The 12,897-nt window shown below is 46.2% G+C and carries 4 protein-coding genes; 3 read left to right on the top strand and 1 reads right to left on the bottom strand.

Annotation, left to right across the window (positions count from 1 at the left end; translation table 11 throughout):
- The first annotated feature begins 105 nt into the window (after positions 1–105).
- The 3 genes from AACL30_RS14060 (at position 106) to AACL30_RS14050 (ending at position 11,791) form a co-directional block, all read left to right on the top strand.
- The gene (locus AACL30_RS14060; protein ID WP_339057041.1) at positions 106–10,140 is read left to right on the top strand and encodes a C80 family cysteine peptidase; all 10,035 of its coding nucleotides are present in this window, start codon (positions 106–108) and stop codon (positions 10,138–10,140) included.
- Positions 10,141–10,209: 69 nt separating this feature from the next.
- Positions 10,210–11,550, top strand: a complete 1,341-nt coding sequence (locus AACL30_RS14055) for a replication-associated recombination protein A (RefSeq protein WP_339057040.1) — start codon at positions 10,210–10,212, stop codon at positions 11,548–11,550.
- 103 nt (positions 11,551–11,653) lie between these two features.
- Entirely contained in the window at positions 11,654–11,791 is a 138-nt protein-coding gene (locus AACL30_RS14050; RefSeq protein ID WP_339057039.1) for a hypothetical protein, read from the top strand.
- On the opposite strand, the gene AACL30_RS14045 is transcribed toward AACL30_RS14050, so the two are convergent.
- Positions 11,772–12,833: a serine hydrolase domain-containing protein gene (locus AACL30_RS14045; protein ID WP_339057038.1), complete on the bottom strand. Its 1,062-nt coding sequence runs from the start codon at positions 12,831–12,833 to the stop codon at positions 11,772–11,774. The two genes, AACL30_RS14050 and AACL30_RS14045, sit on opposite strands and share 20 nt — an antisense overlap.
- Positions 12,834–12,897 lie beyond the last annotated feature (64 nt).

The raw sequence follows: 12,897 nt of genomic DNA, 5'->3' as shown, positions 1-12,897 counted from the left end.
AGATATCACTATGTGATTCGGGCGAGGGCTCGCAGCCAACAACGCGGCAGCTTCAAAGGCGAAGGGTATATACTAAGCAGACTAAGGATGCCTGCGATGCCCAAAATGCACACTTCAACAACCGTTCCCTTGCCCGCCCCCATTTACTATAACCATCACAGTGCCATTGAAATACATGCCTTTAAACAGTCGGCAGATTACCCTCAATTCAAAAAAGAATATCAGCAGGCTATTGATAATATCATCCGATTTTATAACCAATATAGTCCGGATAAAGGGCTTGGCATTATCACCTCGGAAATCGGGCTGAAGGCCACAGTTCAGGAGATGTTAACCCAATTTAAGCTTGGTCTCTTTGCCGATAACGTTGATGTGACTTATCTGCATAGTCTTTATTACGCAAAACGACATATGGAGGAGATTGCTCAACTTTTGCTAGCGGGGGAGGGTATAGAAAAGCCGCCGGTAGCAGCAAGCTCGGTTGCTCTGGAAAAAAAATTAGATGAAATTTGTGAATTGGCAAAAAAAATTAAGTGGTGTGGCTCTGGCGTTCAAAGCTACATCCTGAATACTAAACTTAGCTTGAGTACGCCATCAGGCGATCTGTTAAGCAAAATGGCTATTATCAGATTGAAAATCGCGCATAGTGTGGTCACTGAATTTACCAGTGGTGAGGCGATACCCGTCTATTACAGAGCCAGCGTACACACCTTTAATTTTTATCTTGATCAATTTAATGAAGAACTCAATATCCCTCCCAGTCAGGATCCACACACAAAATTTATGCAGATGGATCGACAAAACTACCAAGCTTGTCAGCAAGCGTTAATGGCGGCGGTTACCCCCTATCATCTGACTTATCAGCTGGCTACACACTATAGGGCGCATCTGCGTAACTTTCTTCCGCAAAATTCGTCTGATCACCTGCAAGAGTTTGGCTTAATACGTGACGTTGTCACTGATATGCGGCCGGGCTACGGCGAGATCAATCTCTCTTCTCTTATTGAGGAGGCGCCAGAGGGGCACTATCAATTACGCAAAGATATCACCTTATTGCAGGTCGATATGGCCAAACAACTCTCTCGGCTAGCGCGTTCATTGCCCAAAAGTAGCTGGCCAGACTGGTCAATAGAAACCTTAGAGGATGACGGTAAAGGAAATAAGATCCAGCGGATAGGGGATTTATTTTGGCAAGAACAGCAAGGTAAATTAAATCCGCTGGATATGACTCACTTAAAGCAATACAGCCACTATGTTGATCAAATGGCCTCAGGGCAGCTCATGGGGATCTTGCGGCAAGCCAGCGACCAAGATGCGTACTGGCTAAGCCAACTTGATCCTAAATACCTCCATGCAGCAGAGCCGAAAGACATCGCCTTATTTTTCTCAACGCTAGGGGAAGAAGAAAGTATTGCCTATGCTAAACGTCATAGTGGATGGTTCAAAACATTAGCCATCAACCCATTAATGCCGGTGCTATTAAAACGTCCCGGCGATCAATTGGCTGAGATCCCAGCGGATTTGTTACAGGCCGCGTCCCCTTCAGATATTGCGCTGTTTTTTCTGAAATTGGGTGATGAGGGCGGTATTGATTATGCTCAGCGTCATATTGAATGGTTTAAAACGTTAACAGCCAATCCATTGATGCCAGTACTGTTAACACTGCCTGATGAAAAACTGGCCACCATTTCTGTTGATTTATTGCCGGCGATGAATACAACAGAAATAGGCTATTTTTTTGAACAGCGGAATAATTATCGCGCTGCAGTTTATATTCAAAATTATATTATTTGGTTTAATAATCAGTATCAGAGAATATCCTATGATGCAGCAAATCCTTGGACTGCCGAGGATATTGAACCAAGGCGTCTACTGTTAGAAATCATCATTAAGCAGAGCCTGGCAGCCCCGAAGAGCCCCCCGATCAGCCATGCCGGTATTCTAGGTAACTTATTGATTTGTGCTATCGAATATGAAGATAAGTACATGGCGCAGTTGTTGCTGCAACGAAAAGAAATCGGTTTAACGCAGAGTCAATACGGGCACCATGAGAATCCTTTATTTTTGGCACTAAGAAAAAATCAAACGGCGTTAATCAGACTGTTATTAGCCCGACATCCCTTGGCGGATTATCAAGATCCGGGGCGTTATAATGTGCTGTATCATCCGGTTGCCCATAAAAACATTGAGATCCTCAGGGAGTTATTGATTGCCGGGGCTGATCCGAATGAAAAAAATGTGCTGACCCGAGATTTATTTAATACCCGTTTATTGACCAAAACCACGGTGTTGGAACAGGCGGTTTTGTCAAAAGATAGCAGAATGGTGAAGGTATTATTGGCGTATCAGGCTAAAGATGATTCCGCTAACGCCTTGATGCTGGCTATCGATCAGGGAAATATCGAGATGGTCAAAGCCTTAGCCAGCTTAAACCGCCCGTCGCCTTCCGATTCAGCACAGCTCAACATTTACCAGCAGGCAATAGCGCGCGCGCAGCGTAGGCCAAACGCGGCGGAGATGATCAGAATACTGCAATGGAAAAAAAATAACTTAACCTGGCCGAATAATCTGCCAGAGGAGGCAACTTCAGCGTTATTTCGTCATCGCGTCTTTTCCATCAATGAATTAGAGGTGCAGGCCGCGGTATTTGGTAAAACCATTGGCCAATCTTATAAAGAGATACAGCATTCTCTCGCTAAATTACAGCATCCATTGACATCAAACACTGAGCAGATCGAAACCGCTTTTATTTTGAAAAATCAGATTCAATTTTATATTCGCCTCTATCCGAATTCTAAGCGAAATCCCGCTTTTTTAACGCTGAATGATCAAATCGATAAGGTGCTATTTACCTCGGATGAGAAAAAATATATTCATCAGGCGATTGTTAATATTGCCCAAATACAACCGGCACTGGCGACTGATGTGTATCAAATGGTATTCAATGAGCCTGCTTATGTTCGGCCGATTTTAATGGATTTTCTTATCCGTGGGATGAAAAAAGATTATTACTTCCTAGCAAAACAAGGGATTGCTGGCGCCGCATCGGATGAAAATAATCTGGGCTTTGATATTGTCTTTCATATTCCGTTGACCGAAAAACTGAAAGATTTTGACACTGAACTATCAGCAGTACAGGGAAAGGGATTACTGAAAAAAATTGCGATCGATCGCACAAAAAAATGGATCCACGTCGGCTATAGCGTTGAAGAATTATACGCATTAAATTTTCAGCAAAAAGTGGCGACAAAGGTGATTGTTCCGCTGTTATTGGCGCTCCACGCCGAGCAACATCATTATAATGATGAATATAAAGTGTTAGATAAATATGCCAGCAGAGCTTATTTGCGCGCACAGCAAAAAATCCGTTTGCTACGCATCAAGCAGACTTATCACAGTATTTATCATACCGATATAGTGGCCTGGGACAGGCAATATTCAGATGAAGCATTGATCCGACTCAATCAAAGGCTACAGCAACAAAACGATGTAAAAGCGCAATTGGCGCTGTTGCTTGATGGGCGACGGGGCTTGTTGATGAATCTACAATTGGGTTTGTTAGATCGGCGTGATCTGATTATTCCACAGCTGGAGACACTAAAAGCATTGGGGGTGACCACCCTGGCTTTACCCTTGCGTGGCATAACACAGTCGTTTATTGATGATTACCAGCGTACCAGGCAGATGCCAATGTATTTACAGATGGTGCTGCGCAACCTTGATCTGGAAAAATTATTTGCTGCCGCTTGTGAAAAAGGCATGAAAGTCATTGCGCTGGGCAAGAACGTCTCCGCTTGGAGCACGATGTACAATAAAAGTGTGGCAAATAATCTGGCGGAGGAAAGGTTAACCTCGTTGCCGAGTGGCGAAAAATTTGTCGCCATTGCCGATGATACGCTTTTTTTATCTAATCCTGGCCGGGGGCGATTTTTGCCGGGTATTGCTCACCGTTTGAGACTGCCGGTGGTTGGTATCGATGAACATAATCAATTTGTTATTCGAGCAGACAACCCCTTGCAGCGCAGTGTTTACGACAATGTGGAGGAGGCTTACCGCCGAGGACTCAGTGATCCTCATGCGGTGTGGCGCAATCATGATGTTGATCAATGGGAAAAAGCCACATTTTTTCACCTTAGCCCACGCACTACCACTCGTTTTGATAGCCAACTGATTCTTCAGCTTGAAGATGACAGCGAAGTCAGAGATGCTGCCGCCAAACTGGCGGCTAAGCATCCCAATAAATCGGTACTGGTTCAGCTGGATAATAGCGGTAATTATCGTGTTATTTACGGTTCGTTGCGGCGATTGAAGGGTAATCTGCGCTGGCAAGTGGTGGGGCATGGCCGTGGTGGGATCAACCACATTAACCATCAAACCCTGGCGGGATATGATCCTGCTGGGCTAGCCGAAAAAATAAGCCAGCTGAGTACTCAGCTTCACCGCGATTATGGCATCCATGCTGTGCCTAACTACCTGAGCCTGGTCGGTTGTTCATTGGTTGACGAGACAGGGCAGACCGGTGGCTATGCTAAAAAATTTGGCTTATTACTGGCTAAGCAAGGGATTTATGCGGATATTGGTGCACGCAAAACGCGCTTGCTGGTCAATGAGTACGGCCAAAAACGCACAGCAGGGAGAGCAGGCGGCTGGCAAGAGACCAGCGGTGATGACAAGTTAGTATTGAGTTGGAATAAACAGGGGCAATTAATCGCCGCCAGTGATCTGACCTTGCGCTTAAAACGGGCTCTGGTGCTGGTTGATAGCTTGGCGGACGGTGAGATCAGCTATGCTGCATTGGATGGCCAGCAACGCCGTGATCTGACAGATTCTTTTCATTTAACAGACCATCACCTATCTGCAAGATCTGTAGGCAGCTTGGCGACGTTATCCTTGGACGTAAAACAAGTCATGCTCACCGTTTTTGACGATAAACACTATCAGCGGTGGCGTTACCAGGTTGATCAACTGTTACAACTACAGGGCGCTCATTCACAGCTAAATGCATTAAGCGGCCAGCGAGCACGACAACAAAGCCAACACTGGAATACCAGCCAGGCAAACAGTCTCGCTGCTTGGCAGATCGCCAGCGCCGATAATCGCCGATCCGGGGTAGAAATTCAGACACAACTTTCTCCGCAAGGGCTGTTTATTAGCAATAAAAGCGCCCGTGCGCGAGCCGCCGCCACGGTGCTAGGGCTCGCCTGGCTGAATGCTCACAGCTTAGGAGAAACTGAAATTCAGCGTTTTTTTCAGGGCTTGGTAACACATGCCATGACTAACGAACAGAGCGTAGCGGGCAATCTTCCTGATATCCCCCTCCAGCAAAGGGAGCAATTTCGCGATAAATTCCATCAATTGACCGCCATTGATTTCAATCAGCAAGGGATATTGACTCGCCTCCCTGCTGATGCTGTTGGTCATGATGAAGGCGCCTATTTATTAAAAACCGGCCACCATGTATTGATGTTGTTGAGCCGTTATCAAGAAGGGCGACACAGCTATTTTTTGTATGATCCTACGGTGGGGGAAATGAGGGTGAGTGGCTCTGATGTGATAAAAAACCGCCAGGTACTGGACGCGGCGTTAAAAAATTATCTCTCGGGTAAAATTCATCCAGAAGAGCAGCAAACTCGAGCGGAATATTATGCGGTTAAGCAACAAGATGATCACTATTTGTTTGACACTTATAAAATCGATATTGCCAAAGCAAGAAAGGCGCATCCGGCATTGATGGCGTTGCACAGCTCATTGAGCGAATTTCATCAGGCTCCCTCATTCCAGCAAGATCTCCCTTCTCATCAGCCGCCAAAAAGGTTAGCACGCGCCTTTAATGGGGTACTAAATAGCCTCCCTTTGGTGCCACTGATACTAAAAAATATCAGCAACACGTCAGGTTGGCGACGGGCGATAAAGTTTAGTCGTCGTGCAGGGGTAGGGATGCAGGGATACGGCTACCTACGCGGGCTTTATGATTTGAAGAGGTACAATGACAGGATTAATGGCAACGCTCGGACGTCAGAAGAAAATGCTGTTCAATCGGTTGATTTACCGGTTGACTTAACGTTTGAAAGAAATTTGGCGATGGCTTCTTTTGTTTCAAATATAGCGATTGATATCACGCAATATGGCCTGGGTAAACTGGGTGGCTATTTGGCGAACGGAATGATCCCAGGCTCTCGCCTCGGCCAAATAAGCGCCAGTGCCGGATCCAAGCTCGTTAGATTTGGCGGGCCGATATTAGGCGGATTATCCAGCGGTTTTGATATTTTCCAAGCGCAGCGATTATTTCGTGCCCAGGCGGCTATAGGCGATGCCAAAATACGACAGGATCTCATGGTGAGCGGCTCACTCGCCGTAGTAGGGGCGGCAATTAGCATAGGCAGTGCCATTGCTTTCGCGCTAGGCGGTACCGCGGCTTCTGTTGCAGCGCCGGTGAGCATGATTATTGGGGCAGGCATGATATTGGGAGCAGAAATCTATGCTGCCGCTCGTCAAATAGAAGAGATACAAAACCATGTCAAATTGAATTTTATGGAAATACTGAGCAACGGCTGGCGCGTTTTCACCGGGGAGGGGCTGGATAGCAGGGTAACCAACAGGTTGAATTTTAATCAACTGACAACCCAGGCACGCCAGCAATATGATCGTCTACTGAAAGAGCAAGCCGAGAAGATACTGCTGTCTAATGGAAATATCGATGTGCTTTACAGCACCCGCGGCCAGATCAAGTTACAACAGCATGACTACTGGAAAATAGTGGCCAAGGATCTGGCGGGCAGGGAACACATTATACGTGATCACCTGCTTTCTCGTGAGCGTGCCCAGGTGATGATGGTCAGTGCACTGTCTAAATATAGACAGCAACATGCGCATAATCAGTACTTACCCGAATTGGGGAAACTGTCAGTAATCCGCAGTGAACACCGCTATTACACCCCTGAACAACAGCTGCTCGGTACCGATGATAGCGTTAATGATAATGGCCATATTTCTGACCAGATCCTTAAAGCATGCTTTATGGGACAGCGAAAAAAAGTAGGCCAATTTGATGATATTGATGGAGAAAAAATAAAAATATACATCAATAATCAAGATCCTATCTATTACAACACAGGGGATCACAGTGTCATGGGGGATTTTAATGGCGATGGCTGGCGTGATATCGGCTATTTTTCTCCACAGGGGGTTTATCTGTTACTGGCCGATAAAAAAGGGGGCTATGCTCAGAGCCAGCGGATTGAGCAAATGGAAGAAATGACATCAATCTATCGAAATGCAGCAAAAAATCTGATAAAACCCCGACTTTTTGTCAGAGACCTCAACCACGATGGTCGTGACGATATTGTTGTCAAAGCGGGCAAGCAACAGCCGGTGCATATTTTGTTGGCGCAAGAAAATAATAAGTTTCTTATCAAAAAACCCAAGATAAATTTTCCTGCTCTATTGCAATTGCAGGCAACAACTGTTTTGGCAGACATTGATGGTGATTTACATGCTGATTTAGTGTCCTTTATTGGCGATCATATCAGTATTAATTACGGTAGTACTGACGGTGAGTTTACCTCGGCGATTAGGGTACCAGTGTCGGCATTACATGAACGCCGCGGGCATGACTATATTCATCACCTCTCGGGGGATATCGATGGTGATGGTTGTGACGATATTGTCTCCATTACGCAAGAAGGTGAATTACACATCCTGTTGGGTAAAACCGACAATTTTTTGTGGGAGCCATTTAAAAAGATAGCCAAGCAATCTCATCGCTCGGTTAAAAAACTACTGGCTAATTTTGACCGTCCGCGGGTGCAGTTGCATGACATCAATGCGGATGGTTATGCTGATCTGGTCGTGATACAGCATGATGGCAGCTATAGCATTTCTTACGGAGGAAAAGAAGGGGTATTCCGTGATGAGATTGATGATAACGGGCGTCAGAACAATGGCCAGATCCCAGTCTATCGCGCCAATTTATTAGCGACTGGCGAACAACCTATTCTTGGCATCAGCACAGATACTGATGGTCAAGCGGTGTTGTTGTCGCTTAATAAGCAAGGTGAAGTCAATGCACATACTTTTAGTTCCATCCTGGTGAAGGAGACTATCGCCTGGTTTCGCCTGGGCGAGGGTAACGATAGTGCTATTGGTCACCGACAGCAAATAAATCATTTCGACGTAGCGGCAGGAAGAAAACAGTTTACTGGCGGGCAGCAGGCAGACCGTTTCCTGCTGATGGGTAAAGCGACGCCTGATCAACCCAGTGTGCTGGACGGAGGAGACGCGCTGACCTCGACCGATCAGGCTGATGCCATCATCGCAGCAGCTAAACCGGTTAGCGGGGAGGGGTATAGCATCAACCTTGAGGTAGGTCAGGCAAAATATGTACAAAGCAAAGAAATTATTGCTGAGCTACGCAATATCGAACACGCCTACGGGCATAGTGACACCAACGACATATTAGTAGGTGATAACAGCAACAACATTCTCAATGGCATGGGGGGAAAAGACACCCTGATTGGCAACGATGGCAATGATATTTTAACGTTGCAGGCAGGTTTAGCTTCGGGAGGGCGAGGCATAGACAGTTATCACATTTTGCAAAATAACGGGGTTAGAAATGTGGCAATAATGGTGGAGGAAACGCAGGACTTGCCGGAAATTAGCAACATACTCCTTGATTATAAAGCAGAGCAAATCGCATCAATCACACTACAAGAGCAGGATATTTGGATCAGACTGCGTAATGATGAGGGGCGGCTTACTACCCTGATATTAAAGGCAATGTACAGCCCCACTGAAAATAAACAGAGAAGGCGTCAACACATTTATCATTTATCTACCCGTGACGGGCTGGTTATCACTGAATGGCCAGCGGTGATCCTTCAGCATCAGGTAGACGGTGGCGGGCGGTTGCCTTACTTAACAGCACAATATAAACCTGAACGTGATCGCCATTGGCAGCAACGTATTCAGGGTGAGAGAGCTGAAAACATACAGGTTCATCTGCGCGTAGGTAGCAAGGGGGGGCAAGGACAGGTTAATGTCAACATTGCTGGATCTAATGGTGCAAAAAAGACCAGTGCCATCATGCTACCCGGTTTTATTCAATTGGCGCTGGTAGGCACAAAATTTACCAATCAGCTGGAAGGAGATGATAACGCTAACGCGTTACTGAGTGCTCACAGTAAAGATCATCTGGTGGGGAGGGGGGGAGCCGATCACTATATGATTGGCCTTGAGCAGGGAGATATCACCATTAACAACTATGATGATGGTCGTTCAACCGATGGCGATCCGGCAGAGGACATCTTGTTATTGCCCTGGCAGTTTAAAGAGACTCGTCTGACGCGAGAGGGTGAAGATATGGTACTCAGTCATCGTCATGCGCCAGCCCTACACCCCCGTATCCGTCTGCTTAATTTTATGCAACATCCACATTATCGCCATCTCTGGTTGCAAGATGAAAACAAGGCATTGCAGCCGTTAATTTGTAACGATCAGGGTGGCGTCTCTTTGGGGCAGGTGCAGTTTAGCGCGGGTGATGACATTATTATGCTGTATCACGAGACCGCGCTGACGACTAACAAGATTAACTTACTGGCAGGAAATGATATTTTTATTGCCCGCAGTATCGGGGGCTATACGCTGGAAGGCGGGGAAGGGGATGATGTGATCATCGTTGAAACAGCTAATAATATTCTCATCGGCGGTAAAGGCCAGGATACGCTGATAGCAGGCGATGGCGATGATGTTTATCACTATCGCCGTGGAGACGGCCAGGATACGATCACTGATAGTGGTGGAGAGGATCGGCTATGTTTCATTGGCGCTGATATTAGCAAAGAGGATCTTAGATTTAAAAGACAGGCTAATGATCTGATCGTGTCGATTGATGGCGCCGATCAGAGTGACAGTGTCACGATAAAACATCATTATGCGCCTTCAGCGACAGGTGTATTAGCCTCCAAAATAGAAATGATCACCGTCGGCGCATTTCAACTTGCTCTCAGCGGTATTGATCACATGCTGATTGATTACATGGTTGAAGCGATGTCGGGTTTTGCTTCTACAGAGCAGGTTGCATTTCATCATGATGCGCTGCAAACACAGCTTAATAAGCTTTGGCTGGCGGTGCAGGCTTAAATCCTCTCTAGCAGGCAAAAATTGATGAAGATAACCGCAGATACAAATGTATTTTAAAGGTGTATTAACATGAGTAATTTGCCATTAGATTTTTCCCAAAATAAATTCCAGCCATTAGCCGCACGTATGCGCCCATCAACGTTAGCCGAGTATATTGGCCAACGTCATTTGTTAGCGCCGGGTAAAGCGTTCCCTCGTGCTATCGAAGCAGGGCAATTACATTCCATGATCCTCTGGGGACCACCGGGGACAGGTAAAACAACGCTGGCAGAGCTGATTGCCCGTTATGCTAATGCTGAGGTAGAACGTCTGTTGGCGGTCACCGCGGGGGTTAAAGAGATCCGGCAAGCTGTCGAACGGGCACAGCACAATCGTGACATGGGGCGACGTACGCTACTTTTTGTTGACGAAGTTCACCGTTTTAATAAAAGCCAGCAAGATGCTTTTTTACCCTATATAGAAAACGGCACCCTCATTTTTATTGGTGCCACAACGGAAAACCCCTCATTTGAGTTGAACTCGGCGCTGCTTTCACGTGCCAAGGTTTATTTACTTAAAATTTTAACCGCCGCTGAAATAAAGAAAGTATTGCATCAGGCGATGACCGATCGTCTGCGTGGTTATGGTGGAAAAAATATTATCTTGCCTGACGAGACCGCTTGCATGATAGCAAACTGGGTTGCTGGCGATGCCCGCCTTGCGCTGAACACGCTCGAAATGATGGCAGACATAGCGGAAATGGACAGCAATGGGGTTCGTGTCCTCACCCCTGAATTATTACAACAGGTTGCAGGTGAGCGCAGTGCACGTTTCGATAATAAAGGGGATCGTTATTATGACTTAATTTCGGCATTACATAAGTCGGTACGTGGCTCAGCCCCGGATGCGGCATTATATTGGTATGCCCGTATTATTACCGCAGGGGGTGATCCCTTGTATGTGGCACGTCGTCTACTGGCGATAGCCTCTGAAGATATTGGCAATGCGGATCCACGCGCCATGCAAATGGCGCTATCGGCTTGGGATTGTTTTACTCGAGTGGGTGCCGCGGAAGGAGAGAGGGCAATAGCTCAAGCCATTATTTATTTGTCCTGTGCGGCGAAAAGTAATGCTGTTTATAATGCATTTAATGCTGCGTTACGGGATGCACGTGAGAAGCCTGATTTTGATGTCCCCGCCCATTTGCGTAACGCGCCAACCCTTTTAATGAAAAAAGAAGGGCTGGCAGCAGGGTATCGCTATGCCCATGATGAGCCAGAGGCTTATGCCGCAGGAGAAAGTTATTTTCCAGCGGAAATGACTGAAACGCGCTATTACTTTCCATCCTCACGTGGCCTTGAAGGTAAAATCACGGAAAAATTGGCCTGGTTAGCGCAACAAGATGAAAACAGCCCGATAAAACGCTACTGATAACCAGAGCGTTATTTGGGGTTTGAGTTGGAATGAGGATTGCGTGCACCGGGCAACGCAGGATCCGTGTCACGCAGTAGGTTTCCAAAGAGGTCTATACCCAATGAATTTCGAGTTACGGCAAGGCGGCAAGGGCGACCGACCGATGAGCGTAGACATACTACGTGATTCGGCGAGCACCCGCAGACAACAAAGCCGTAACTTGAAAGGCGAAGGGTATATTAAATACTGGCTGGGCTGAATCCTCCCTCAATCAGTAAACGCTGGATGATAGGCCAACCATTTAATGTGTTGATCATGATCACGATACCCTGCCCTTTTTCAGGTATTAAGCTAAGTTGTGCAATGAACCCTTCAGTTTGACCGGCATGGCTAATGCAAAAATTTCCTTGATTTCGGCAGCAAAACCATCCTAAGCCTACGAAGTGATCGGCAGATTGCTCATGCGCCAGCTGAGGTTGCAGCATTGATTTCAGTGTATTTGTCGGTAGCCCCAGTTTGGATTTTTGCCCATGAAATATTTTCATGACCTCAATACCGAGCTTAGCGAGATCGGTCGCTGTGCTCCAAAGCCCTGCGGCTGCTAGTTCAGGATAAACAAAATATTTTCCAGCGATCGGGCGACCTGTTTCATCATGGCCACATGCAGCTCTTGCCGCTATTTCGGCAGGTAAAGGTTGTAAATAGGCACTATTGTCCATCTCCGTAGGCGCTAAAATGAGCTCCCGCATCAATGTCGAAAAGGGTTGCTGCATAACATCAACAATGGCTTGTTGTGCAATGGTCGTTCCCCCGCCAGAATACTGAAATTTTTTCCCCGGGCAGCCCACAATCTGAACTCGATTGGTGTTTGCAGGTGTAACACCATTAAGAATTTGTATTGGATCAGGAAGCGTATCGGTATTTTTATATCCAGGAAATCCCTGTACTGACAGTGCAGCGGTATGACTGAGTATATGACGCAATGAGACAGATTTATTATTTTTAGCGTGCAGCTTCCATGAACTTAAATAGCAATTAATATCCTCATCCAGCGTTATTTTTCCCCTATCAATCAATTTCATCACCGCAAGAGAAAAGACCGTTTTGCTTATTGAACCCGCTTGAAATAGGGTGTTGTTATCTATTTTTTCCATTCCCCCCATTTGCTTTTTTCCATAATGAGCACTGTTGACGATGTTTAAGTCTCTGATGTGACAAATTTGAATGGCGGGGAGGGGGGAATTGTGACTGCTCAGTATTTCTTTTAAAAATGTATGATTGATGGTTTCAATAGAACTCATATTGTAGCCTTGAAAAAATCGGTCGTAATTAATCCGACCGAACCAGTGTCTATGCAATAGTTGA

The organism is Candidatus Regiella endosymbiont of Tuberolachnus salignus (assembly GCF_964020115.1).
In the GTDB taxonomy this organism is placed as follows: domain Bacteria; phylum Pseudomonadota; class Gammaproteobacteria; order Enterobacterales; family Enterobacteriaceae; genus Regiella; species Regiella insecticola.
The sequence above is the reverse complement of the archived record's forward strand: the minus strand, read 5'-3'. Positions and strand labels throughout refer to the sequence as shown.

Coding starts and splice junctions, on each gene's coding strand:
- AACL30_RS14055 (WP_339057040.1), top strand. CDS start 10,210: ATGAGTAATTTGCCATTAGATTTTTCCCAAAATAAATTCCAGCCATTA.
- AACL30_RS14050 (WP_339057039.1), top strand. CDS start 11,654: ATGAATTTCGAGTTACGGCAAGGCGGCAAGGGCGACCGACCGATGAGC.
- AACL30_RS14045 (WP_339057038.1), bottom strand. CDS start 12,833: ATGAGTTCTATTGAAACCATCAATCATACATTTTTAAAAGAAATACTG.
- AACL30_RS14060 (WP_339057041.1), top strand. CDS start 106: ATGCACACTTCAACAACCGTTCCCTTGCCCGCCCCCATTTACTATAAC.